Here is a 24,889-nt window from a genome sequence, read left to right as displayed (position 1 = left end):
GCATGCTGGTCAGAAGACCAGGTGCAGATCCTTCATCGTGCGCAGAATTCCGGTCTCGTAGCTCGGCTCGGTTCCCGGCTTGATACCGAAATCGGGGATCCGCTTGAGCCACTCGTCGAAGGTGGCACGCAGTTCCAGTCGTGCCAAGTTCGACCCGATGCAGCGATGCTGGCCTACGCCGAAAGCGGTGTGGAGCACCGTCTGCCGGGTGATATCGATCTTCCCGGGATTTTCCACCACACGGGGATCGCGCGATGCTGTGCTGTAACCGAGCAGAACAAAATCCCCTTCCTTCATCGGCGTGCCGGCGACCTCGGTGTCTCGGGTGCAGGTGCGCCCGAGGGCAACCACCGGTGGGAAGACCCGGACGAATTCCTCCACCGCCCGTTCGATCATGTCGGGATTGTCGACAAGGGCTTCACGATCCCCCTGATGCGTGGCCAGGTGATGGATGGCACCCGCCATGACGTAGGTGGTGGTGGCGATGCCACCGAAGGTCAGGTCGACGAGAATGCTGACCCGGTCCTCCCACGGTGCAGGCTGACCGTCCTCGTACTCCACGCCGGCGGCGATGACGTCGACCAGGTCACCGCGCGGGGGCTGGTTCTTGCGGATCTCCAGGTATTGGCCGAGGTACTCGAAGACCTTCGCCATGTGTCCGGGCCGTTCCTCCGGCGGAGCGAAGGTGCCGTTCTCCACGCCGGTGACGAGCATGTCGAGGTCGTCGATCGGCACGCCGAGCACGTTCTTGAAGAAGGCCCATCCCGGTAGCTTCGATCCGAATTCGCTGACGAATTCGCATTCGCCCTTGTCGATGAATCGGTCGATGAGGGTGTTCACGTCGGCGCGGATCTGATCCTCGTACCGGGCGACGGTGGTCGGGCTCAGGTACGGGTTCAGGACCTTCCGCCATGCCGTGTGCTTGGGCGGGTCCGATTCCTCGGGCATGAGGTACGGCAGCCCCTCGGGGCGGTTCGGCATGTATCCCTTGGCGCTGCTGAAGGTACGCCAGTCCTGGCCGACCTTCCGCACGTCTTCTTGACGGGTGACCATCCAGTACCCGTTGCCGACGTTGCTGCGCACAACCGGGCACTTCGCGACCATCTCGTCGAGGATGTCGAAGAAGTGCTCGTTGAACTTCGGGTCGTCGATATCGAAGTCGTTGAACATGTCTCGTCCGAAGCGTCCCTTGAGGGACTCGACGTCCGGGGTGGTGCGCGTCTGCTCTTGAGTCATGCCTCGTTGCCTCTCTGGGTGGACTTGGCCCGACGGTCCGGGTCAAAAAACAAGTGTCTGTTTTTTCCAAGGCTAGATGCCGATCGGTGTGACGTCAACCACCCTTCGGTCAGGGTTGTGAGTGCCGGCACTCTCGGCTGCTTCTGGCGGCGCCACCATCCCTCCTCGGCCTGACGGGGTAAAGGCGGCTTCATCGTCGTCTACCCGGCTTGTGCCGAAACCTATTGACGCTGTTTGCCCCCCGCGTTACCGTCTCTGGAAACGAATGATTGTTTTCCACGGTCGTTCACCCGATGCGAGGAGGAAGAAATGTCCGGAAGGCTGGCAGGTAAGGTCGCCGTCATCAGCGGAGCGGGATCGGGAATCGGAGAGGCGACAGCGGAGGTCTTCCATCGGGAAGGTGCCAAGGTCGTGGTGGCCGATATCTCCGGAAAGCAGGAAGAGGTGGCCAAGCGCCTCGGCGAGGGCTGTATTCCGGTCCACGTCGACGTCTCCAAGTCGGCCGACGTCGAGGCGATGATCCAGGCAGCCATCACCCACTTCGGCCGTCTCGATGTGCTGTACAACAATGCAGGCATCGACGGCGACCAAGCGGCCACCGGTGAATACACCGAGGAGGCGTGGGACCAGGTGCTGAATGTGAACCTCAAAGGTGTATTCCTCGGCATGCGGCACGGCATCCCGGCAATGATCAAGAACGGTGGGGGCTCCATCATCAGTACGGCCTCGATGGCCGCCAACGTCGCCTTCGCGAACATGCCCGCCTACTGCGCGAGCAAGGCAGGCGTCGTTATGCTGACCAAGACTGCTGCCGTGGAGTACGCCAAGGACAACATTCGCGTCAACGCCATCCTGCCCGGCGTGATCGGCACCGGAATGACACCCCACCTTCCGGCCGATCTCATCCAAGGCATCAAGGACGCCACCCCGTTGAATCGCATCGCCAGTCCCTCCGAAGTGGCGAACCTTGCTCTGTTCCTCGCCTCCGACGAGTCCTCGTTCATCACCGGCGACGACATTCTCGTGGACGGCGGCTACACCCTGGTCTGAACGCGTCAGCGTCGTGACAGGGCGGCCGGGACAAGCCGTGACCCGGCCCATTGAAGGGAATGGGGCTCGGCATGCAGGCTGTGCTGCCGTCGATGATCGGTTCCGGTGGCGGGAAGATTGTCAATGTCTCCTCGGTCGCCGCGCTGATCGGCATGCAGAACACGGCCGCGTACGCCGCTGCGAAGGGAGGCATCCTCGGCCTCTCCCGCCAAGCTGCCATCCAGGACGCCTCCGAGAAAATCCGGGTCAACGTCCTCGCGCCCGGCACTATCGAGACTCCCATCCTGGGCGATATCCCGAAGGAGCTGTACGACGTGATGATCGCCGGTACCCCGGCCGGCCGACTGGGCAATCCCGACGACGTCGCATCCATGGCTTTACACCTGCACGGCTCCGGTGGTGACCTCGTCACCGGACAAACCTTCGTGGTCGACGGAGGTGGGACCGCCCACTGAGCCTGTAAATCGGCAAATGCGACGCGGTGCGCCGTGTCGGATAACGAAGTGCTACAGCGTTATCCGACACGGCGCATGGTGTCCGCGACATTCCCACCCAGGAGAACGCGACGACACACTGCGTGCAGGACCCGTCCAGAGCCAAGTTATCGAGTACGAAGTGAACGCGATGTGTACGCCCATGGTAACGAGGCCGAAGACATCACCACTGACGTCGGCAACCTGAACCACACCGGAGACCGCTGCCCCCGCGTCACATGCAGTGAGAACCAGGACCAACGAGATCCATGACTAACCGGGCGCCAAGACCAAGATCAGTCCGATGGTGAATCCTCTGCTTTCCTACGCCCGCGTGGAATTCCGGCGCTTCCTCCAACTCAGTCGTCAGGACGGGTGAGGCAGACCCACGCGCAGGGTCTGCCTCACGTGCTCCGGCCCAAGGGGCGGAACCTGAGGGACGGTCACGGTCGCCACGGCGTGGCGATGCGTGTCGACAGCGTGGGCACTTGTGGCTGCGAACGCTATTGCAGGCCGTCGAACGCACGTCGGGCACGATTCCACAAGAATCGGTCCGGCGGGGGTACCCCCGGGCATGCGTCAGCGCGGGTACCGGGGCTTGGCAACGCACATCCCCATCCGAAAAAGCGTGCGACGAGAGGGCCGATCGGGACGGCCACGCCTGAATCAGCATCCCACCCGTGCCGTGCGGAACGGTGGAAGTCGGCGTTCCTGCCCGAGGACCGAGAGTGCAGCGACGAGGCTGGCAGCCCCCATCGCCAACCAGGCAAACGAGTACGAAGCGGTCGTGACGAGAACCCCCATTATCGAGAGTCCTACGACACCACCGCCGAAGTATGCACCTTGGACCACACCGGAGGCCGGTGCCACCGCATCGCAATACCGGCTCGTGACCCCGTGTACGAGCAGCGGGATCCACGACCAGCCGGGCACCAAGACCAAAATCAGTCGGGCGACAAATGCTCCGGGAATCCCTGACGCCAACAGAACGAAACCCCACCGCCGCCGGCCACCATCATCATCCAGGCCACGGGGAACGGGTCCGATCCCCGCCGGTCGACTATCAGAGCACACGTCAGACGGAACAGGATCGATCCACAGGCACAGGCGGCAACGACGAACGAGATGGACGCGATGTCCAGGCCGGCAGTGGGAGCGGCGATCACCACGAAGGCCGTGGCGCCGCCCAATGCCACGTTGCCGGCCAGGACCCCGGTCATCATCACCACCAGAGGGACGCAACGACACCTTCTCCAGAGCAGCGGCCGGGACGGAACGCGTCCGTTGCGATTGTGCCCCGCGTAGCCACAGCACGATCAGCGCGGCGACCAGACCCCCGATGCCGAGGGCGGACCGCCATCCGATCAGTCTCTCCAGCACCGGCGCGGTTGCTCCGGCCACCATCAGCGCCGTCACGGGACTGGCACTTGCCGCCGCGAACGCAAGCGCGCGTCGTTGGACGCGCACACCCGACATGATCACCACGTTCACTGCGGGTGTGGCCAAGGCCGGAGCGAGTCCGACCACCGCGAGTGCGAGTACCAAACCCGCACCGGAGTGCGCGGCCCAGGTGAAGACAAGACCCAGGGCGAACGCACCGAGGCCGGCGGCGCGCAGTGCTCTCACGGCGCCCATCGGTCTGCGAGTACGGCCCTCGGAAACGCGGCAACGGACGCCACCAGCCGATAGCCGGAGAACGCGAACCCGAGGACAGCTTCGTCGAGGTGCAGATCGGATGTTCTCGCCCATCGCGCTGACCAGAAGCTGGGCAGAATGCGCATGGTGTTCAGGGAGATCGCGTCCACTATGTGTCTGCTACGAATGCTCGCCGGCGACTCTACCGATACCGGAGTGTCGTCCGTGCTGCCCTCGATCAGGATTTCTTCTCGCGCCTGTGCGGGGCTTCCGCCCTCTTCGTCCAACTCGTCGTCCTTTTCACGACGGTGAGGCAGACCCGCATACAGGGTCTGCCTCACCCGGTCCCGCCGGCGGAGCTGGGGCATCCGAGCCCCGTCGGCGTGACGCTCCGCGCTGACGGGCTCGATCTCGGCGCAGTGACTCATCGCCCGTGGTGGAGGCGGGCGTGGCTGTCTCGCCGTCGCTCGCGGACACAACTCGAGATCACGAGGACCGCGGGTTGCCCGCACGCAGGGTCTGCCGCCTCAGTTGTACTTTCCGAGATAGCCCGCATCGACGGGGATAGTGGCGCCGGTGACGTACTTCGCATCGTCCGACGCCAACCATGCGACCGCACCCGAGATCGCCTCCGGCTCCATCCACGGCACCGGCAGCAGGTTCATGGCGGTGAAGGTGTCACCGAAGTCGTCGAACGTGGGATTCTCCACTCCCGGTGCGAAAGCGGACCAGATCGCGTCGTTCTGGATCATCTTCGTGTCGACGGAGCTGGGGTGGATGGTGTTGACGCGAATGAACTGGGGTGCAAACTCGTTCGCCAAGGTCCGCATGAGTCCGACGACGGCGTGCTTGCCCATGTTGTAGTGCACCTGGTTGGGGAAGCCCCGCATCCCGGCGGTCGAACTGATGATGATCACCGAGCCGCCGCGGCCGCCGTCGACGATGTGGGGAAGGGCGGCACGACACGTGTTGTAGGGTCCGTGCATCTGTACATCGATCATCTCGTGGTACGTCTGTTCGGGCATGTCGAGGAAGGGAGCGCTGGACCAGATCCCGGCGTTGGCCACGACGATGTCCAGGCGGCCGAACTCCGCGACCCCGGCATCGACGGCGGCGCGCAGAGAGTCGAGGTCCCGCACGTCTGCCGTTCGCGCCACGATCCGTCCACCGGCTTTGTCGACGAGCCGGGCGGTTTCGGCGAGGTCGTCCTGGGTCGCCAGGTCGTACGGGACGCTCGCCATGTTCGCGCAGAGATCGACGGCGATGATGTTCGCGCCCTCCTCGGCCAGGCGCACGGCGTGTGCGCGTCCCTGCCCGCGGCCGGCTCCGGTGATGAAGGCGACCTTGTCCTGCAGTCTGTTCATGTGGATCTCTCCTGGGACGATTGCTCGATGGGTGGTGTTGTTGTGAGACTGATCTGGGTGGTGACGGCGTCGTCGGCGGCTCAGCCGCCGAGGCGTGAGGGATCGATGGTCAGCGGACGCTGATAGGAGATGTCCGAACGGTCTCGGCGAGGCTGGGGACCCGTCCGCATGAGGGTCTTTGTCCGTTCCGGAAGGTTTTTCACCACTGTCATCGCGACCTGGTCGAGTTGGTCGGGGATCGAGTCGAGCGGTGCCCAGTCCCGGATGCAGGCGCGCGCGGCGATCGCCCAGTGGCCGTCGCGTTTTTCGAATCGGTCGAGGTAGCGGCCACCGCTCATGGTCAGGGGTGTTCCTTCACGGTTGAGCCCGACGAACATGTAGTACGTCTCGGTGTGGGCGACATCGCCGTCGAGCTCGCAGGTGATGTTGAAGATGGCATGTTGGTGGGACAGGTGGGTCCGGGTGTGCATGTCGATCGCCCAGTCGGCGAACTCCTCCGGGCTTCCGACGAAGACGCCGTGGTCGTCGATGGCGTCGGGATGGTAAACCGACAGCAGCAATTCGCGATCGAGCCGGTCCACCGCCCGTGAATAGGTCATCAGGCAGTCGCGGATGCTCTGCCTGTCCTGCAGCTCTCGAACCGAGGCGGCCAGCTCGGTCAGGGACGGGGTTTTCTCGATCTCGGGATTGGCGGTCATCACTGCTCCTTGTCGTCCAGCGGGGCGCATCAGGCGATCGGGTGGTCCTCGCGTACACAGGCGATGTAGTCCCGCCACACGATGCGGCCGGCGAGGACGTCCTCGCAGGTGTAATCCTGGGTAGGGGTGTCCCACCGCAGATCGGTACTGACGAACTGGAGCAGCGCTCCGAACGTGACTCGAGGCGAGAGGAACGTTTCGCTCCAGGCCGATAGGCGGGTGTCGGTGTCGATGGGTTCGCACCCGTCGGTGCGCAGGGCCTCGACCGTGCGCGGGATGTCGTCGACCAGGAACGTCATGTGGTGAAAACCCGGGCCGCGGCGGCGCATCGCTTCGGAGATGAGCGAATCGCTGCGCAGCGGCTGCATCAGTTCCAGTTTGAACCCGGGCAGCATCCAGTGCGTCAGCCGGATCCCGGTCTCGTCGTTGTCCCCGCCGCACAGGAACGTCCCGCCGATCACGTCACGGAAAAACGTTGCGGCTTCGGCCATCGACGAGACCGCGAAGGCGACGTGGTCCACCTTGGTGATCCGCTCGGCGGTCCGGCCGCCACAGACCGTGGGATCGTCACCTGTCGAGGACATCGTGGTTCCTTCCGTCGAGTTGTGGGGATCGAGTGCTGTGCCGGTTATTCCGGGGCGGGCTCTGCGGATCGTCTGGCCCGAGGACGTGTCGCCTACCGGACGGCCGTACGCGATTCCGTGTCCAGAGTCTGCGCCGCCTCGTGTAGCGCGGCTGCGTCCGCGAGTTCGGCGGTGAACTGGGTACGGGTGATCGACCACAGACGCAGAGCGGCCAGGGCCGAGATCGCGAGCGGGATCGAGGCCGCCAGGAAGATGTACTTGGGGGCAACGGATTCGGAGGCGTAGCCGGCCAGGATCGGGGTGATGATCGCGCCGATACGGCTGATACCGACCATCAGGCCGTAACCCCGAGCGCGGGCGAGCGCCGGGTACATCGGTGGTGCCATGGCGGTGTAGGAGGACACGGACACGAACACGGCCAGTCCGAGTGCGGTGGCCATGACGAGGGCGAGGGGTCCGCCCATGGTGAGGGTGAAGAGCACCAGGCTGACCACGGCCAGGCTCAGTGCCATCCAGGCGATTCGGGTGGCGAGGAATCTCAGGCCGATGAGCCCGAAGACGATCGATCCGGCGAGGCTGCCGATGCTGATGATCGTGCCGGCGATGGCGCCGTCCTGAGTGCTGCCGCTGGCGTCGGCGATCAGCTGCGGCGTCCAGGTGCCGACGAAGTAGTACGCCGCGGTGAGGAAGGCGTAGCCGATCCACAGCAGTACGGTGCGCTCGCGCAGTTCGGCGCTGAGCACCCGAGGCTTGCCGGGGGCGGGGGGAGCGACGGTGGTCGACGACTGCGGTTGCTGCTCGGTGGGGGTGTAATCCAGGCCCAGTTTCGTCGCGATGCGAGCGACCTTGTCCTGTGCCCCCGGCTTGTCGGTGGTCAGCAGGAAGGTCAAGGTCTCGGGCAGCAGAGCGGCGACCAGGACGAGTCCGAGGAAGCTGACGGCGGCCCCCACCCAGAACATCGCCTGCCATGCCCCGCCGAAGATCGACATGAGGGACACGCCGGTAAGGCCGGCGAGGGTGCTGCCCAAGGGAAATCCGACGGTGACGATGCCGATGGCGAAATTGCGGCGCGCGGCCGAGGAGTACTCCTGGGCCACCACGATCATGGTGGCGCTGATGACGCCGACACCGATGCCGGTGAGGAAGCGGCCGCCGAGCATGACCGCAGAGTTCGGTGCCAGGGCGGTCGTGACCATCGAGACGATGTTCAGGGTCAGGCCCGCCAGGATCAGAAGGCGCCGGCCGTAGCGATCTGCCAGAGGAGCGACGAAGATCGCCCCCGCCGCCATGCCGAGGAGTCCGGCACTGATCAGGTATCCCTTTTCGCTGGGGGCGGCGAAGTCTGCCGGTAGATGAGGCAGCACGAAGCCCATGGCGAAGAAATCGAAGCCGTCGAGCATGTTGCAAAACATGCACAAGACAACGATGAGCCACTGATAAGGCCTCATCTTCGTTGAATTGATCTTGCTGATGACATCCATACCTTCTGCTCCCTCGTGGAACGGTGACGGGATGATGGCGTCTACCCAGCGCGCCGTGCCCGCCGGCTCGGCGGGCACTGGGTCGGTAGCTGCGGGCCGACGGAACCGATGGGACACTGACCTCGATCGAGGTGCGCCCTGACGTTCCGTGCCCGGACGGATTCGTCCTGGACGACGGTGCTTCCACCGTGGCGGGCATCGGCCGAGCCGGACGAACGCCATAAAAAACGATTGATTGTTTTCTGCGTCACACTGTGCGCTCCCACTCGGGGAATGTCAAGAAGTTTCAAAGCGATCTGTCGACTCGGTCACCGTCCCGGAGCGGATCTCAGCGGTTCCGGATGGCGGGGTTCGAAGAGGTCCCTGCCCTTCGGCCATCGTGCTCAGCACCTCCCGGACGAGAACGGCCATGTCGTGAGCCCACACGGAGGTCAGACCGCCATCGACGGTGAGAGATTGGCCGGTGACGAATCCGGAGCGGTCACCAGCGAGGAACACTGCCACGTCGGCGATGTCCTGGACTGTGCCGGCACGACCGAGCGGGTGCAACTCGCCCAGCCGTGGGGCCAGTCGGTCGAGGAACTCGTTGTGGCGTTCGCGGCCGAGGCGGGTGGCCTGGGCGAGGATGGGGGTCAGGATGACACCGGGAGTGATGACGTTGGAGCGAATCGCGTAGCGGCCCAGTTCGTGGGAGGCGGCGCGGGCGATCTGCTCGATTCCGGCCTTGACGGCCGAGTAGGACACCGATCCGATGCCGGCCAGTGTCGTGGCGATACTCGATATCGAGACGATGCTTCCGCCGGTGCCCTGGGCCTTCATACGCTGCCCGGCATGCTTGTGCCCCAGCAACACCGATCGTAGTAACAGATCGCTGGTGCGGGTGAAGGAGTCGGCGTCGACGTCGAGCAGGCGACCCTGGCCGCCGAGTGCGCCGGCGTTGTTGACCATGATGTCGATCCGGCCGAACGTGTCGACTGCGGCGGCAACGAGAGCCTGGATGTCGGTCTCGCAGGTGACGTCGGTGTGGTGGAACACGATCGAACCGGGATGGGTGTCGGCTACTTCGGCGCCGCGGTGGTCATCGATGTCTCCGACGAGCACCACGGCGCCGTTGTCGACGAACGCTTCGGTGACGGCGCGGCCGATCCCGCCCGCGCCACCGGTGACGACGGCTACCTTGCCGTTCAGTTCTCTGCTCACGAATCCCTTTCCGATCACTCGGTCCCGCAGAACCGTCCGTATGGGCGATGTCGGCCCCCGACGGCCGGTGGCGGATCGGCGGTGCGACCTACTCGCCGACGATGATCGATTCGGTGGGACAGCCGTCGGTGCGCGACGCAGATCCTCTACCGACACCCCAGGTCACAGGCCCGCGAACAGTCGGATCCAATACCTGAGCCGAGGGCCTCATCGCCAATGCTCCATGGGCATTCCCGCTACCGGAGACCACAACACCTGCACCTCTCGATTGCCGAGCCCACCCAAATAGAGCGTCTTCAGATCCGGTCCTCCGAAAGCGATGCTGGACAGGTTGGACACACGAGACCCACGGCTGTGCGAAATCTGATCCCAGGTCAGGCGCCCCTCGGCATGGGCCGAGGCGATCGCGTCCAGCTCACTGCGATTGACGTCTTCGAACACGACGGTCCAGGTCATATCCGGTGCGATGCGGATCAGGCGGTTGGAGATGACACAGACGATCCAGAGCGCGCCCTCCGCATCGACGGCCATGCCATCGGGGAAGGTGTCTTCCGGGTAGGTGATCCGGACAGGATTACTCAACAGGCCGTCTGCCGCAACGTCGTACCGGGTGGTGCGGCAGGCAAAGGTCTCGTTGACGAAAAGGTACTTGCCGTCGGGCGAGAGCCGTAGTTCGTTCGTCCAGTTCAGCCCATCTGCCGCAACAGTGACCTTGCCATCGTGCACCAGCAGGATCTGCCCGGTGTTCTCTTCCGCGGTGAAGTGGTCGTGCTTGCGTCTCAACGAGCTGATGGTGATCCAGGCCCGGTCACCGTCCACCAGCACGAAATTGGTGCGCGGTATAGCGGTCCCGTCGAGCTCGGTCGCGAAGGGGCGGGCCTCACCACGCCGTCCGACCCGCCAGACACCCCCCGCCTTACCCATATTGGCGAACAAGAAGTCACCGTCTGCCGTCAACGCGATACCGTTCGGCCGAAAGCCCTGCGCAATCAGATCTGCCTCGACGGCGGGGCCAGTGGTCCCGTCGGGCGCGATCCGCGCGATACCGAGCGTCCAATCGCCGGTGTAGATCGAGCCATCGCTTGCTGCCAGCACGCATTCCGGCCGGTTCAGGCCACTGCCGATCTGCGACAGATCCGCCGGCTGAAACGGCTCGATTTCGGTCAGCACCATTTGTCTTCTCTCCTGATTGCAATGGAGTCAGGCCGCGATCGGAGTGCGGTCGGGATCTCCGATCGCGGCGACTCTTTGGGGGCTCAGCGGTTGCGTCGGCGTGCACCAAGCGTGACGCTGCCGCTCACAAGGCCAGGTAACCGCCATCGACGGGAATCGTGACTCCTGTGACATACGAGGACATATCGGAAGCGAGGAACACCGCCGGGCCGGCGATCTCCTGTGTCTCGCCGACACGACCGAGCGGTAGTCGTTGGAGGAACTTCTCGCCCGCTTCACCGGTCACCGTCATCAGGTCGCTCTTGATCCTGCCCGGTGCCAGTCCGTTGGCTCGACCACCTGTCGGGCCGAGCGTTCGGGCGAAATACTGGACCAGTGAGCGGACGGCAGCCTTGGACGCGCCGTAGGCGGCACTCGATCTCGGCGCCGTGAATCCGGCAATCGACGAAACGAAGATCACGCTTGCGCCCGCATGCTTCAACGTGGGCAGCAGCGCGACTGTAATGTCCCATTGCGCAGTGAGGTTCACGCCGATGACCTGATCCCACTTCTCCGCCTGATCAGGATCGTTCGGTCTGATGCGGGGCGCGATGCCCGCATTGTTCACCAGCACATCGATATTTCCGTATTGCTCGGCCATCCGAGCGCCGAAGGCATTGACGCCCTCACGGTCGCTGATGTCCAGGATCTCGGCAGAGGCCGAACCACCCGAAGCCTTGATGTCCGCAACCACGACATCTGCTGCTTCCTTGTTCCTGTCAACCACCAGGACGTGTGCGCCTTCCGAGGCCAGAGCGGTCGAGATGGCCGAACCCAGGCCGCGGCCACCTCCGGTCACTACCGCCCTCTTATCGGACAGTCGTGTCATCTGCTTCTCTCCTTTCGCGAATCAACCGGCCGGTGTGGCAAGTCGATCGATTTCTGTGTGCATTCGGTGCCTTGGCCAGCTGTAAATCCGAGACGTCGCAGGATCACGACATGACGTATCCCTTGTAGCCGTTGCGGGTCACGTCCTCGCAGTACTCCCGGAACCTGGGATTGCCCCCAACGAAGAGCAACACCTCGCGTTTGTCGCGCCCCTCGATGTTCTTGTTGATGCCGGTGAACCAGGAGTTCGTCTGCCCAAGGAGCAACTTGCCCATCAACTTCGTGCAGTAGAGCGTATAGCTTTCGGCTGCATCGGGTTCCGGCTCTATACGTTGGACATGGTTTTCCTTTGCATGGGCCATCATTTCGCTCAGCCAGTCGACGGCGAGCGCCGAGCAGCGCGGAATGTTGCAGAAGGTGGCCCCGCTCTGCGGTCCGACAAGCAGGAAGAAGTTGGGGAAACCGGGGCATTGCATACCCATGTAGGTGGTCACGCCATCAGCCCACGCATCCTTCAGTGCCACACCGTCCGTGCCGCGGATGTCGATACGGTTCCACGCTCCCTTGACTGCATCGAAGCCCGTGGCGTAGATGATGACGTCGAATTCGTGCAGGGTCTCGGTGGTCTGGATGCCATCGGGTGTGATTCTGGTGATCGGCGTCGTGTTCAAGTCGACCAGGGAGACGTTGTCCTGGTTGTAGACCTCGTAGTAGTCGGTTTCGAGAGGCACCCGCTTCATGCCGAAGCCGTGATCTTTCGGGATCAGCAGTTCGGCGGTGCGGGGGTCCTTGACCCGCTCACGAATCTTCTGGGCCACGAATTCCGAGACGTACTTGTTGGCTACCGGATCGGACAGCACGTCCTGATACGCACCGAGCCACAGCGAGAATCCCGGGCCCTTGTACAGTTCTTCCAGCTTGGCATCGCGCTCCTCCTTCGGAACGTCGAACAGGTTCTTCGGAATGAACTCGTGCGTATAGCCGGCAATGGATGCGTCGCACTTGGCAATGAACTCGTTGTAGTGCGATTTGATGTAGTCCATCCGCTCCTGGGTCATGGGACCGTTGCCCAGAGGCGTGCACCAGTTCGGTGAGCGCAGGAACACCGTCAGGTTCTTGGCGACCTTTGCCATCTCCTGAATGACCTGCACACCCGTTGAACCCACGCCGATCACGGCTACGCGCTTGTCGGAGAAATCCAGATCGGCGGGACCGAATCCGTTCGGGTCATGCGGCCAGTTCGCGGTGTGGAAGCTTTCGCCCTTGAAGGTGTTGATGCCGGGGGCGTTGGGCATCTGGGGCGCGGACAGCGGTCCGAGGGCCGAGAAGACGAAGCGTGCAGTCACCGGAGCGCGATACTGTTGTTCGAACTCGAGTGTCCAATAGTTGTTCTCGTCGTCGAAGACGGCCTTCTTGACCCGCGCGTTGAAGATGTAGTCCTTGCGGATGTCCATGAGGTCGGCCGCGCGGTGGATGTATTCGAGTACTTCCGGTTGGGCGGCGAAGCGCTCGGACCAGTTCCACTCCTGCATGAGCTCTTCATTCCAGAAGTAGCCGTACACTTCGCTCTCCGAGTCGACCCGAGCGCCCGGATAGCGGTTGTGATGCCACACACCGCCGATGTCGTTTGACCCTTCGACGCCCAGGACGGAGTAGCCCATCTCGCGCAGTCGATAGGTCTGGTACAGACCGGTCAATCCCGCGCCGATCACCACGGCGTCGAAATCGAGTTCTTTCGTCATTGCACTTCCTCTCGTTGGCCTGGGGGCGAGCGTTCCGGGCGGCCGAACAGGCGAGCCGCTTCGCTGCGTCGATCGAGCCCCGGACCAATAACAATCGTTTGTTTTTCATGCGCCGCACGTATCCACGGATATGTGTCACGCGTATGGGGCTTGCAGGGAATTCGAGGCCGGTCAGAGCCCCATCTGCTTGGCGATGATGCTGTGCTGGATCTCGTTGGTGCCACCGCCGACCATGCCGTGCTTGGCCTCGCGGAAGTAGCGCTCCATGTCGTACTCGGGCAGCGTCGCGTAACCGCCGAGGGCCTGCATGCCGTTGGTGGCCACCCGGAAGGCGGTCTTGGCGGCGAAGACCTTGGCCATGGAGACCTCCTTGAGCGCCTTCTCTCCACGGGCCAGCTTGGTGGCGGCGCTGTAGACCAGCAGGCGTGCCGCCTCGACCTCGCACTCGTCCTCGGCCATGCGGTGCTTGAGCACTTGGAAGGACGACAGTGGCCGGCCGAACTGGGTGCGGTCCTTGGTGTAGCGGATGGTGTCGTCGAGGGCGGTGCGGGCGTTGCCGACGTAGGTGGCTGCCAGGCTCAGGCGCTCCCATTCGAGGTGGCTGCCGACGACGGTCCAGCCGTCGCCCGGCTGGCCGATGATGTTCTCCACTGGGACGCGGGCGTCGGTGAAGAAGATCTCCGTCGTGCCGAGGCTGCGGCGGACGATGGTGTCGAGTTTGCGGACGTCGACGCCCTCGGTGGTGTTGGGCACCAGGATCATGCTCAGACCCTTGTGCTTGTCCTCGGACGTGCGGGCCATGACGGCGATGACTGTGCCCGGGAGGTGGGCTCCGGAGCAGAACACCTTGTTGCCGTTGATGATCCACGAGTCACCGTCTTGAACGGCGCGGGTGCGCAGGCCGGCGGCATCGGAACCGGCATTGGGTTCGGTGATGGAGATGCTGAACTTGATCTTGCCTTCCATGAAGTCCGGCAGGTACTTCTGGCGCTGCTCGTCGGTGCCGTGGAACGCAATGTTGGTGGCGGTGAACATCGAGGTCATGATCGCCGCGGCGAAGTCGAGGCTGTACTTGGCGATGGCTTCGCAGAAGATCGCGTACATCACCGGGTCGGCTTCGAGGCCGCCGTACTGCTCCGGGATGAGCAACCCGAGCCAGCCGCGGTCGGCGATCTTCTGGTACGCCTCCTCCGGGAACTCGCGGGCCTCGTCGTGCTTGCGGATGTACTCGATCCCGACCTCACGCTCCATGAAGGCGTGGACGGTCTCGTGCCACATCTGCTGCTCGTCGGTGAAACGGAAATCCATGAGTTCTCCTGGGGTGTGACGGGGGTGATATTCGGAGGACGCTGTGGTCTTGACCACCTTAACCGCATCTGATAGCAATAAACAAGTGATTGTTTTTTCAGCACCGTCCGCCCCGGTGTTCTCAGTCGGGCACCATGGAAAGATGTGAGCGTAGATGGGTCTGCAACACACGTACCAGGGCATACGAGTCCTCGACCTCAGCGAGAACATCGCCGGTCCCCTCGCGTGCATGATCATGGCCGACCTCGGCGCCGACGTGATCAAGATCGAACGCGCCGTCGGTGGCGATTCCACCCGGCTGCTCCCGCCGCAACGGGAAGGCACCGGAACGGTGTTTTCCACAGTCAACCGCAATAAGCGCAGCGTCGCCCTCGACCTCGCCACCAGGCAGGGGCGAGACGCCGTCCTGCGCCTAGCCCGCGACGTCGATGTGGTGGTCGAGTCGTTCCGGCCCGGTGTCGCCGAGCGACTGGGCCTCGGATTCGACGACGTCACCGCCGTCAACGACCGAGTGATCTACTGTTCGATCAGCGCCTTCGGCCGCGGACGACTCGGCCATGACCGCCCCGGCTACGACGCGCTGGTCCAGGCCTTCACCGGGATCATGAGTCTGACCGGTGACCCCGATGGCCGCCCGGCCCGCACCGCCCCCTCCCTCGTCGACATCTCCACCGGGATGTGGGCCGGCATGTCGATCATGGCCGCGCTGGCCAACCGGCCCCGTCAGGACGGTCCGGTCCGCCTCGAATCCACCCTGATCGACAGCGGCCTGTTCATGATGTGCCACCAGATCATCGGCCTCGTGGCCGCCGACTTCCACCCGCAACGACTGGGATCGGCCGCCCCCAGCACCGCGCCCTACCAGGAGTTCCCCACCTCCGACGGATCGATCATGGTCGCCGCCGCCACCAACCGACTCTTCCAAAAACTCTGCTCTGCAATGGAAGCCGAGGAACTCGTCGACGATCCGCGATTCGCGACCGTCACCGATCGGGTGCACCACCGCGAGGACCTCACCACCGAACTCGAGAAGGTGTTCGTCACCCAATCGTCCGGCTACTGGCTCGCGCGCATCGCAGCCGCCGGGGTGCCGGTCGGTCCCGTCCACTCCCTCGAGGAGGCCCTCGCCCACCCATTGACCAAGGAACGCGCACTGGTGGTCGACGACCCCGCTGCCGCACAGGTGCGCCTGCCGCTCGACCAAGACCGCGACCTGCCGCTCGTCTCTCCACCGCCGCTCGGCCAGCACACCGAGGACATCCTCCGTGAGGCCGGCTTCGCCCCCGAAGAGATCCGTGCCCTCGTATCCGCCGAGAACACCCTCCCGTGAACCGGAGACCCGCCGAGATGAATCCTGACACTACGACCGAACGCCGCTTGGCGCTGGAGCAACGGTACGCCCCGTGGCGGCCGCGTACCACCGCCCAACTGTTCGACGAGGTCGCCGCCGAGTACCCCGAGCGCCCCTTCGTCCTGACCGACGACCGCACCTACACCTACGCCGACATGCACCGGTGGGCCCTTCGACTCGCCGCCGGACTGATGGCGGTCGGCGTGCGGCCCGGCGACCATGTCGCCGTGGACATGGCGAACTTCGCCGACTTCATCGCACTCAAGCTGGCAATCGCCCGGATCGGCGCGGTGTCCGTCGCGGTCAACTACCTGCTCCGGCACGAAGAACTGGCCTACGTGCTGCGCCAGTCCGACGCGAGCGTGCTGATCACGATGGACGAGTTCAGAGGGCTCGACTATCTGGACTGCCTCGACCGGATCGCTCCGGGCTGGGAGGACAACGGTGGGGGAGAGGCCCTGCCGCGGCTGCGGCACGTCTTCGTCCGCGCCGTGACCTCGGACCTGCCCCGCCGCGGCGCTCCGCTGTCCTGCCTCGAGGCCGCCGGTGCCTCGATCCCCGACGAGCAGGTGCTCATGGTCACCCGCGGGGTCGGCGCGCGGACCGTCTCGGACATCCTGTACACGTCCGGGACCACGGGCAAACCCAAGGGGGTCATGCTCGTTCACGATGCGGTGACCCGCACCGCCTACAGCTCGGCCTATACGCGGGCCTTCCAGGACGGGCGTCGCATCGGCTACGCCCTGCCGATGTACCACGTCTTCGGCTACATCGAGGCGATGGTGGCGGCGATGTTCGTCGGTGGTGCCGTGGCACCACAGGTGACGTTCGATCCGGCGGCCATGCTCGCGTCGGTCTCACGCCACGACATCGACGAACTCATCTGCGTGCCGACGATGACCTCCCGGCTGCTCGACGCGGCCGCCGACGGAACCTACGACCTCTCACCCCTGTCGACGATGTTCTCCTCGGGCACCGCCCACAGCCCGGAGATGTGGCAGCGCATGCTCGACGTGCTCGGCGTCGAGGAACTGTTCACCGCGTACGGGCAGAGTGAGACCACCGCGTCGACGATGTGCACGCTGCCGGGAGACGCGCTGATCCGGTTCCAGACCACCAACGGCACCGTCAAGCCCGCCGGCGCCGCCGGCGACCCCGGCCTCGGCGCTGCCGTGGCGGTGTACAAGGTCATCGCGACCGACACCGGCGCCGATCTGCCGGTGGGAGAGATCGGTGAGCTCGTGGTGCGAGGCCCGGCGGTCACCCCCGGGTACTACAACAAGCCCGCCGAGACCGCGGCGCTGTTCACCGCGGACGGGTGGATGCGCACCGGCGACCTCGGTCGCCTCGACGCAGACGGTTACCTCACGCTGACCGGTCGGATCAAGGAGTCGTACCGCTGCGGTGGTGAGCTGGTGCTCCCGTCGGAGATCGAGGCCGTGCTCAACCGCCACGAGGCGGTGAAGGTGGCACACGTGGTCGGCGTTCCGCACGAGCGCATGGGCGAAGTCGGATGTGCCTTCGTCGTGCCTGCCGACGGCGCCTCGATCCAAGAAGACGAGTTGATCGCCTATTGCAGCGATCTGCTCGCCCGATTCAAGGTGCCGGCCCATGTCCTGGTGGTCGCCGAGCACGAGCTTCCGGTCACCGTGACAGGCCGGGTGCAGAAGTTCCGCCTGGTGCAGCGGGCGACCCAAGTGCTGGCCCAACGCGTCGAAACGGTGAGATGACCATGGCCCAACCCTCCAACGACATCGTCATCGTCGGCGGTGGCCTGGCCGCCGTGCGGACCGCGCAGGGGCTGCGGACCCTGGGCTACGACGGGCCGATCCGTCTGTATTCGAACGAGTCCGAACCGCCGTACGACCGCCCGCCGCTGTCGAAGGACTTTCTGACCGGTGAACTCGACACCGACGGCCTGCATTTGCTCCACGACAAGGCCCTGGCGAGACTCGACCTCGACATCCATCTGGATTCGGAAGTCGTCGCGCTCGATCCGGCCGGCCGCCGTCTGGCCCTTGCCGACGGCACCACCGTGCCCTACGGACGCCTCGTGGTGGCCACCGGGGCGCAGGCCCGCCGATTGCCGGGGTTGTCGCCCTCAGCGCGCATCCACTACCTGCGTACCGTCGACGATGCCCGTGCGCTACGCACGGCGTTGGCCGACGCCTCCCGGATCACGGTCGTCGGAACCGGCTTCATCGGGCTCGAGGTGGCCTCGTCGGCCCGCCACCTCGGTCTCGAGGTCGACGTCGTGGCCGCCGACGAAGGACCGATGATCGGCATCGTCGGTCGCCGGCTGTCCCAGTGGCTGACAGAGCTGCACACCGCGCACGGGGTGCGCCTGACCAATTCGGTCGTGGTGTCGTCGGTGGACGAGTCCGCCACGGGGGTGACCCTCACCCTCGACGACGGCACCTCCCGCTCCTCGGACATCGTGGCCGTGGGGGTGGGCGTCGGCCGCGAGCTGCAGTGGTTGCGCGAGGCCGGGCTCGAGGTGGACCGAGGCCTGGTGTGCGACGTCGACGGCCGCACCAGCGATCCGTTCGTCTTCGGTGTCGGGGACATCGTGTGCATGCACATCGGTCCCGAGCACGAGGACCTGCAGCACTGGACGGCCGCCGCCGACAGCGCCCGCCGCACCGCCCACGCATTGATGGAGGCCGAGCACTCCCACGACCCGGGCGACGGGTTCTTCTGGACCGAGCAGCACGGCCACCGATTGCAGTTCGTCGGTGCCGGCGGCACCGACGCCGAAGTGGACGTGCTCAGTGGATCGATCGACGAGGGGAAGTTCGTCGCGCACCTGCGCTGCGGGAGCACCGTCACCGGGGTGTTCGCCTCCAACAGTCCCCGCGAATTCCTCGAGGCGCGTCTGGCCTTTCAGAAGCAGGCCGCGGCCGGCGCCGTCGGCTGACGGCGAATTCTTACGATCAGGAGGTACCTGTGAGCATCGATATCGAACGCACCCTCCCCGTAGCGGACCGGGTGGCGATCACCGAGTTGTACGCGCGCTACTCGACGTCCTTCGACACCGGGGACGTCCCAGGATGCATCGAATTGTTCACCGAGGACGGCACATTCACCGTTACGGGGCGGGAACCGGTGGCGGGCACAGCGGCACTGGCGCAGTTCTTCGCCGCCGCGGCCCAACGGTCCGCCGGCACCCATCACATCGTCAGCAACATCCTGGTGGAGAAAATGTCCACGGATCGGGCGCGGGGCAGCGCGCGCGTGCTGGCACTGCGGGTCGACGGCGAGACCGTGCGTCTGGCCGCCCTGGGGCGGTACCGCGACGAGTTCGCCAAGGTCGACGGCCGTTGGCTGATCCACACCCGGTGCGTCGACTCCGGTGTGCCGGACTCGCTCGTCGGCGCCGTCGTCGTCCGGCCCGACTAGGCGTGGGCTGCGCCGTGGCCGACGCGCACGCTCGCCAGCACGATCTCGGCCACGCCCGCAGCGACCGCCTCGGCCGGCTCCGAGCCGTCCGCGGGCAACCATTCCGGGCACCAGTTCACCATGCCGAGGACGGCGCGTACGGCGGTCGGACGATCGAGGTCGGGGGCGAATTCGCCGGCCGCTACCCCGGCGTCGATGATGTCCCGGAGCCGGTGTTCGTAGGCGTAGCGCTTGGCCACGATCCGGGTGCGCTCCGGTGGTTGGATGTGGCGCCACTGGTGGTAGACGACTCGGGCGCGGTTGACGTCTTCGGCCACGACCCGCACGTGGGCCTCGACGAAGTGCCGCAGTTGTTCGGTCGGAGTGCCGGGCAACTCGGCCACAGCGTCGAGGTACTGGTCGATGCCGCTCTCGACGAGACTGACCAGCATCGTGTGCTTGCTGTCGATGTGGGCGTACACGCTGCCCGGCTGGATTCCCAGCGCCTCGCCGAGGTCGCGCACGGAGGTACCGGCATAGCCTTGCCGGCTGAACAGACGCACCGCTGCCGCCATGAGCCGTTCCTGCTTGGTCGGTTTCTTCGGTGCCGAAGCGCGGGCACGGGACTGCCGGGGCATGGCGCCTCCTTTCGAACGGGTGGCCGTGCAGTGCGGACACCACGGCATGACACCTGATTGTTCTCTACCCGGTTTCCGACGAGTACAGCGGTCTTGTTACCGGCCTCACCTGATGTTACATTCAAAAAACAAATGATTGTTCACCGCTCCTCGGTGACTCGAACGGAGGAAGTTCGATGAAGCAATTGGCCACCCCCTTCCAGGAGTACTCACAGAAGTACGAGAACATCCGCCTCGAACGAGACGGCGGCGTCCTCCTGGTCACCGTCCACACCGAAGGCAAGAGCCTGGTGTGGACCTCAACCGCACACGACGAGCTGGCCTACTGCTTCCACGACATCGCGTGCGACCGGGAGAACAAGGTCGTCATCCTCACCGGCACCGGCCCCTCGTTCTGCAACGAGATCGACTTCACCTCGTTCAACCTCGGCACCCCGCACGACTGGGACGAGATCATCTTCGAAGGCCAGCGTCTGCTCAACAACCTGCTGAGTATCGAGGTGCCGGTCATCGCGGCGGTCAACGGACCGGTGACCAACCACCCGGAGATCCCCGTCATGTCGGACATCGTCCTCGCCGCGGAGTCCGCCACCTTCCAGGACGGACCGCACTTCCCTTCCGGCATCGTGCCCGGGGACGGCGCCCACGTGGTGTGGCCGCACGTGCTGGGCTCGAACCGTGGACGCTACTTCCTGCTGACCGGCCAGGAACTCGATGCTCGCACCGCCCTCGACTACGGCGCGGTCAACGAGGTCCTGTCCGAGCAGGAGCTGCTGCCCCGCGCCTGGGAGCTCGCCCGCGGTATCGCCGAGAAACCGCTCCTGGCCCGCCGGTACGCCCGCAAGGTGCTGACCCGTCAGCTGCGGCGGGTCATGGAAGCCGACCTGAGTCTCGGCCTCGCGCACGAAGCGCTCGCCGCCATCGATCTGGGAATGGAGTCCGAACAGTGACCAGCACAGCACCCTCGACCGTAGCCGAGACGGGGACTTTCCACGTCGACCGCTACTTCGAGGACTTCCCGGTCGGCACGGTCTGCGTCACCGGCGGTCGCACCGTGGACATGTCCGACATCTCGATGTTCGCCGGCCTGACCGGCGACCACTATCCCCTGCACACCGACGAACAGTACGCCAGCCGAACCCAGTTCGGTACCCGAATCGCGCACGGGCCCTTCACCTTCTGCATCGCGGTGGGTCTGGTGGCCCTGGCCGGCTTCTACGGCGAAGCCATCGTCGCGATGCGCGAGGTCCAGTCGATCCGTGCCCTCAAGCCGGTGCGTCCCGGCGACACCGTGCACGTCCGGGTCGAAGTGGTGGCTGCCGAACCCGCACGAAAGCCCGACCAGGGCATCCTCTCCCTCGATTACACCGTGGTCAACCAGCACGACGAGACGGTGATGACCGTCCGAATGGTGTTGCTGGCCAAGCGACGTAGCCCCTTGGAAGGCTGACACATGACACTCTCTTCGACCGATCTCGGTTTCAACCCCATGGCGGGAAGCCCTCTCGAAGCAGCTTTCGTGGGTATCGCCGAAATCCCCTCCGGGCGCTATCCGAACCGCCCCTTCATCGGCTCCCTCGTCGAGGTCGCGGTCGCCGCGGTCCGCGACGCCGGCATGCAGATCTGCGACATCGACACGGTGCTGCTGATCCCGTGCCTGCACTCCGCGGACGATCAGGCCGACCTCATCTTCTCCCGTGTGGTGGAGGAACTCGGCCTGCACGGCCGCGCCAAGGCCAGCGCCATGCTGCACTCCGGCGGATCGACCAGCGACAACATCACCCGCACCGCCGCCGGCCTGATCGCCAGCGGACAGGCCAAGAACATCCTGGTGGTCCAGGCCGACAAGTGGGGCTCCGCCCCCGTCGCGGACATGGTCGACATGCTCAGCGGCTACGGCATCCCCCGCGAGTGGGAGCGCCCCACCGGCCTGACCTTCAACGCGGTCGGCGCCCTGATCACCCAGCGATACATGGCAGCGTCCGGCTCGACTCCGGAAGAGATGGCCGCGGTATGCGTCGCCCTGCGCCAGTGGGCCCGACTCAATCCGAATGCGATGTACAAGGACAAGGACCTGACCGTCGAGCAGGTGCTCGGCTCGAAGATGGTGTGCGATCCGATCCATGCCATGGAGTGCCCGATGTTGGCCGACGGCGCCACCGCGTACGTGATGACCAGTACCGAGAATGCCCGCAAGACGCATGACCGGTGGGTCCGGATCGCCGGCTCGGGCGGCTGCGTGTCGCACTACAGCATCGGTCAGGAGAACGACCTGGCCACCATGGGATGGCGGCGGGCCGGTGAACGCGCCTACGAACAGGCCGGCTGGGGCCCCGACGACGCCGACATCGCGCAGGTCTACGACTCCTATGCGGCCGTGCTGACCATCGGCCTCGAGGGCCTGGGCCTGTGCAAGCTGCATGAGGGCGCCCGGCTGTTCGCCGCCGGGGAGTTCTCTCCCGGCGGCCGCCTGCCGGTCAACACCAACGGCGGTCTGCTCTCGGCCGGGCACACCGGCGTCGGCGGCGGCACCGCCCTGCTGGTGGAGGGCATCCGCCAGCTCCTCGGCCGCGCCGAGGACGCCCGCCAGATTTCCGATTGCCGGCGTGCCGTCTGCGGCGGCTCCGGCGGCACCTATATGGACAGCCAGGTGCTCCTGCTCGAGCGCGTGGACAAGTGAGGGACAACATGACGACTTCTCTGACCGACGAGTACTACGCCGCGCTGAGCCGAGGCGAACTGGTGATCCAGCAGTGCGGTGGATGCCACAACCCCATCATGTACCCGAAGTACGTGTGCCCCTCCTGCGGCAGCACCGATCTCGGATGGACGCCCACTCCCGGCGCGGGACAGCTGCACAGTTTCGCGATTCAGCGAGTGGGGGCTCCAACCGGATTCGAGGACGACCTGCCGTACGCCGTCGGCGTGGTCAAGCTCGATGAGGGCGTCCAGCTCCTCGCCCGTCTCCGTCCCGATGCGAACGGCGGCTGGGACGCCTATCGCTGCGACATGCGGGTCCAGTTCGACACCACCCCGGACGAAGGCCGCCATATCGCCTGGTTCCGGGCGGAATAGGAAGCCGGTGCCGTGTCTATCCCCGAGATGAACATCGCGACCTTCCTCGCCAAGTCCGCAACCCACCACCCGGATCACCCGGCCATCGTGGCCGGGGCCCGGACCGTCACCTACCGCGAGTTCTACCGTCGTGCCCTGAGCATCGGCGGCGAACTGCTCGCCCGCGGGCTGCGTCGCGGAGACCGGGTCGCCTTCGCGCTGCACAACAGTCCCGAGGTCCTCGAGACCGTCTTCGGGTGCCTGGCCGCCGGGCTGGTCGCCGTTCCGATGAACGCCCGGCTGCACCCCAAGGAGATGGGCTACATCGTCCGCTCCTCGGGAGCGAAGGTACTCATCCACGGCACCGCCTTCACCGCCCAGATCGACGAGCACCTGGGCGAATTCGACGGCATGCAGTGGCGCTTCGAGGTCGGGGGCACCGCGGGCATCGAACCGTACGACCGCCTCCTCGACTCCGGCACGCCGCTCGAGGCGCCTGTGGAGGTGACCGCCGAGGACGCGAGCTGGCTGTTCTACACCTCCGGCACCACCGGACGCCCCAAGGGCGCGACCTGGACCCACCGGACCGGCCGCGTGGTAGTGATGAACTACCTCGCCGACGTCTACAACATCGACCATGACGATGTCGTGCTGCACGCCGCACCCCTGTCGCACGGTAGCGGAATCGTCGCTCTGCCCACCATCGCCCGGGGCGCAACCAACGTCATCCTCGATGCGCTGAGCTTCTCCCCGGAACTGCTGTTCGACACCGTCGCCCGGCACAAGGTCTCCCACATCGCCTTCCTCGCCCCCACCCAGATCGTCGCGATCCTCGACAAGTACGACCCGGACCGGTTCGATCTGAGCACCGTGAAGGCAGTGTGCTACGGGGGAGCCCCGATCTACCTCGAGCACCTCAAGGCCGCTGTCGAAACCTTCGGCCCGATCTTCGCGCAGATCTACGGCCAGGGGGAAGCTCCGATCACGGTCACCGGACTGACCCGGGAGATGCACGCCCGGTTCGCGGCCACCGACGATCCCCGCCTCGGATCGGCCGGCATAGCCCGCACCGACGTCGAGGTGCGGGTGGTCGATGCCGACGGCACTCCCGTCGCTCCCGGCCAAGCCGGCGAAATCATCGTCCGTGGCGACGTCGTCATGCGCGGGTACTGGAACAATCCCGAGGCCACCGCCGAGGCGCTGCGCGACGGATGGCTCTACACCGGCGACGTGGGCACCTTCGACGACCAGGGCTACCTCTACCTTCTGGACCGGACCAAGGACATGGTGGTCTCGGGCGGCAACAACGTCTACCCCCGAGAGGTCGAGGAAGTGCTGATCACCCACCCTGCGGTGGCCAGCGTGGTGGTCTTCGGCATCCCCGACGAGTACTGGGGCGAAGCCGTGCACGCCGTGGTCGTGACCGAACCGGGCCACCAGGTCACCGCCGAGGAGCTCATCCGCTTCTGCGGGGAGAACCTGGCCGGATACAAAAAACCCAAAGCCGTGGAGTTCGTACCGGAACTCCCGGTCAGTGCCTACGGGAAGATCCTGCGCCGCGAGGTCCGCGACCGCTACTGGGCCGGCCACGACCGCAAGGTCGGCGGCGGCGCACGCGGCGTGGCGACCGCGACGCCGTAACGACCTTGGCATGCCG

At 65.4% G+C, this 24,889-nt stretch carries 23 protein-coding genes and 1 pseudogene; 11 read left to right on the top strand and 13 right to left on the bottom strand.

Annotated features, from left to right (window positions below; translation table 11 throughout):
* Nucleotides 1-9 precede the first annotated feature (9 nt).
* Nucleotides 10-1,236 carry a cytochrome P450 gene (locus CQZ88_RS15815; RefSeq protein WP_006942921.1) on the bottom strand — a complete coding sequence of 409 codons (1,227 nt, stop codon included), beginning with the start codon at nt 1,234-1,236 and terminating at the stop codon, nt 10-12.
* A 309-nt stretch (nt 1,237-1,545) separates the two neighbouring features.
* Here CQZ88_RS15815 and CQZ88_RS15810 point away from each other — a divergent pair, with 309 nt between their 5' ends.
* Together CQZ88_RS15810 and CQZ88_RS15805 are read left to right on the top strand one after the other, a co-directional pair.
* Nucleotides 1,546-2,286, top strand: a complete 741-nt coding sequence (locus CQZ88_RS15810; RefSeq protein ID WP_006942922.1) for an SDR family NAD(P)-dependent oxidoreductase — start codon at nt 1,546-1,548, stop codon at nt 2,284-2,286.
* 59 nt (nt 2,287-2,345) lie between these two features.
* A complete protein-coding gene (locus tag CQZ88_RS15805; protein WP_006942923.1) occupies nt 2,346-2,741 on the top strand; it encodes an SDR family NAD(P)-dependent oxidoreductase in 396 nt (131 codons plus the stop codon).
* A gap of 962 nt (nt 2,742-3,703) precedes the next feature.
* Here CQZ88_RS15805 and CQZ88_RS31150 read toward each other — a convergent pair.
* The 11 genes and pseudogenes from CQZ88_RS31150 to CQZ88_RS15755 form a co-directional block, all read right to left on the bottom strand.
* The gene (locus CQZ88_RS31150) at nt 3,704-3,988 is read right to left on the bottom strand and encodes a hypothetical protein (RefSeq protein WP_258008621.1); all 285 of its coding nucleotides are present in this window, start codon (nt 3,986-3,988) and stop codon (nt 3,704-3,706) included.
* A 40-nt stretch (nt 3,989-4,028) separates the two neighbouring features.
* Nucleotides 4,029-4,394, bottom strand: a pseudogene (locus CQZ88_RS32415) (hypothetical protein); the annotation flags it as partial.
* A 527-nt stretch (nt 4,395-4,921) separates the two neighbouring features.
* The gene (locus CQZ88_RS15795; RefSeq protein ID WP_006942926.1) at nt 4,922-5,758 is read right to left on the bottom strand and encodes a mycofactocin-coupled SDR family oxidoreductase; all 837 of its coding nucleotides are present in this window, start codon (nt 5,756-5,758) and stop codon (nt 4,922-4,924) included.
* A gap of 80 nt (nt 5,759-5,838) precedes the next feature.
* A complete protein-coding gene (locus CQZ88_RS15790) occupies nt 5,839-6,456 on the bottom strand; it encodes a nuclear transport factor 2 family protein (protein ID WP_006942927.1) in 618 nt (205 codons plus the stop codon).
* A gap of 29 nt (nt 6,457-6,485) precedes the next feature.
* Entirely contained in the window at nt 6,486-7,040 is a 555-nt protein-coding gene (locus CQZ88_RS15785; protein ID WP_006942929.1) for a VOC family protein, read from the bottom strand.
* A 92-nt stretch (nt 7,041-7,132) separates the two neighbouring features.
* Nucleotides 7,133-8,452, bottom strand: coding sequence for an MFS transporter (locus CQZ88_RS15780; RefSeq protein WP_239010506.1), 1,320 nt, complete (start codon nt 8,450-8,452; stop codon nt 7,133-7,135).
* A 345-nt stretch (nt 8,453-8,797) separates the two neighbouring features.
* Nucleotides 8,798-9,721 carry an SDR family NAD(P)-dependent oxidoreductase gene (locus CQZ88_RS15775; RefSeq protein ID WP_044476301.1) on the bottom strand — a complete coding sequence of 308 codons (924 nt, stop codon included), beginning with the start codon at nt 9,719-9,721 and terminating at the stop codon, nt 8,798-8,800.
* A 207-nt stretch (nt 9,722-9,928) separates the two neighbouring features.
* Nucleotides 9,929-10,894, bottom strand: coding sequence for an SMP-30/gluconolactonase/LRE family protein (locus CQZ88_RS15770; RefSeq protein ID WP_006942934.1), 966 nt, complete (start codon nt 10,892-10,894; stop codon nt 9,929-9,931).
* Nucleotides 10,895-11,018: 124 nt separating this feature from the next.
* Entirely contained in the window at nt 11,019-11,762 is a 744-nt protein-coding gene (locus tag CQZ88_RS15765) for an SDR family NAD(P)-dependent oxidoreductase (RefSeq protein ID WP_102800006.1), read from the bottom strand.
* Nucleotides 11,763-11,865: 103 nt separating this feature from the next.
* The gene (locus CQZ88_RS15760) at nt 11,866-13,503 is read right to left on the bottom strand and encodes an NAD(P)/FAD-dependent oxidoreductase (RefSeq protein WP_006942944.1); all 1,638 of its coding nucleotides are present in this window, start codon (nt 13,501-13,503) and stop codon (nt 11,866-11,868) included.
* A gap of 171 nt (nt 13,504-13,674) precedes the next feature.
* Nucleotides 13,675-14,811: an acyl-CoA dehydrogenase family protein gene (locus CQZ88_RS15755; RefSeq protein ID WP_006942948.1), complete on the bottom strand. Its 1,137-nt coding sequence runs from the start codon at nt 14,809-14,811 to the stop codon at nt 13,675-13,677.
* A gap of 154 nt (nt 14,812-14,965) precedes the next feature.
* On the opposite strand from CQZ88_RS15755, the gene CQZ88_RS15750 reads away from it, so the two are divergent.
* From CQZ88_RS15750 to CQZ88_RS15735, 4 genes are read left to right on the top strand one after another with little or no spacing between them, the layout of a single operon-like run.
* A complete protein-coding gene (locus CQZ88_RS15750) occupies nt 14,966-16,141 on the top strand; it encodes a CaiB/BaiF CoA-transferase family protein (RefSeq protein WP_006942951.1) in 1,176 nt (391 codons plus the stop codon).
* Nucleotides 16,142-16,158: 17 nt separating this feature from the next.
* Entirely contained in the window at nt 16,159-17,892 is a 1,734-nt protein-coding gene (locus CQZ88_RS15745; protein ID WP_102800010.1) for a class I adenylate-forming enzyme family protein, read from the top strand.
* 2 nt (nt 17,893-17,894) lie between these two features.
* The gene (locus CQZ88_RS15740) at nt 17,895-19,079 is read left to right on the top strand and encodes an NAD(P)/FAD-dependent oxidoreductase (RefSeq protein WP_006942957.1); all 1,185 of its coding nucleotides are present in this window, start codon (nt 17,895-17,897) and stop codon (nt 19,077-19,079) included.
* Nucleotides 19,080-19,108: 29 nt separating this feature from the next.
* Nucleotides 19,109-19,561 (top strand): nuclear transport factor 2 family protein, encoded by a 453-nt coding sequence (locus CQZ88_RS15735; protein WP_006942960.1) that lies wholly within the window; start codon nt 19,109-19,111, stop codon nt 19,559-19,561.
* Here the strand turns inward: CQZ88_RS15735 and CQZ88_RS15730 are convergent.
* The gene (locus CQZ88_RS15730; protein ID WP_006942961.1) at nt 19,558-20,178 is read right to left on the bottom strand and encodes a TetR/AcrR family transcriptional regulator; all 621 of its coding nucleotides are present in this window, start codon (nt 20,176-20,178) and stop codon (nt 19,558-19,560) included. The genes CQZ88_RS15735 and CQZ88_RS15730 overlap by 4 nt on opposite strands.
* Nucleotides 20,179-20,354: 176 nt before the next feature.
* Between CQZ88_RS15730 and camK the strand changes: the two genes are divergently transcribed.
* From camK to CQZ88_RS15705, 5 genes are read left to right on the top strand one after another with little or no spacing between them, the layout of a single operon-like run.
* Nucleotides 20,355-21,128, top strand: a complete 774-nt coding sequence (gene camK, locus CQZ88_RS15725) for a 6-oxocamphor hydrolase (RefSeq protein WP_006942964.1) — start codon at nt 20,355-20,357, stop codon at nt 21,126-21,128.
* Entirely contained in the window at nt 21,125-21,628 is a 504-nt protein-coding gene (locus CQZ88_RS15720; protein WP_006942965.1) for a MaoC/PaaZ C-terminal domain-containing protein, read from the top strand. The genes camK and CQZ88_RS15720 overlap by 4 nt, the downstream gene beginning before the upstream one ends.
* Nucleotides 21,629-21,631: 3 nt before the next feature.
* Nucleotides 21,632-22,858, top strand: a complete 1,227-nt coding sequence (locus CQZ88_RS15715) for a thiolase family protein (protein WP_006942966.1) — start codon at nt 21,632-21,634, stop codon at nt 22,856-22,858.
* Between the two features lie 8 nt (nt 22,859-22,866).
* Nucleotides 22,867-23,253 (top strand): Zn-ribbon domain-containing OB-fold protein, encoded by a 387-nt coding sequence (locus CQZ88_RS15710; protein WP_006942967.1) that lies wholly within the window; start codon nt 22,867-22,869, stop codon nt 23,251-23,253.
* Between the two features lie 12 nt (nt 23,254-23,265).
* Complete coding sequence (locus CQZ88_RS15705; RefSeq protein ID WP_006942969.1) at nt 23,266-24,873, top strand: class I adenylate-forming enzyme family protein; 1,608 nt, start codon at nt 23,266-23,268, stop codon at nt 24,871-24,873.
* The last annotated feature ends 16 nt before the right edge of the window (nt 24,874-24,889 follow it).

The sequence above is a fragment of the Rhodococcus sp. ENV425 genome, assembly GCF_002887785.1.
Classification (GTDB): Bacteria; Actinomycetota; Actinomycetes; order Mycobacteriales; family Mycobacteriaceae; genus Rhodococcus; species Rhodococcus aetherivorans.
The sequence above is the reverse complement of the archived record's forward strand: the minus strand, read 5'-3'. Positions and strand labels throughout refer to the sequence as shown.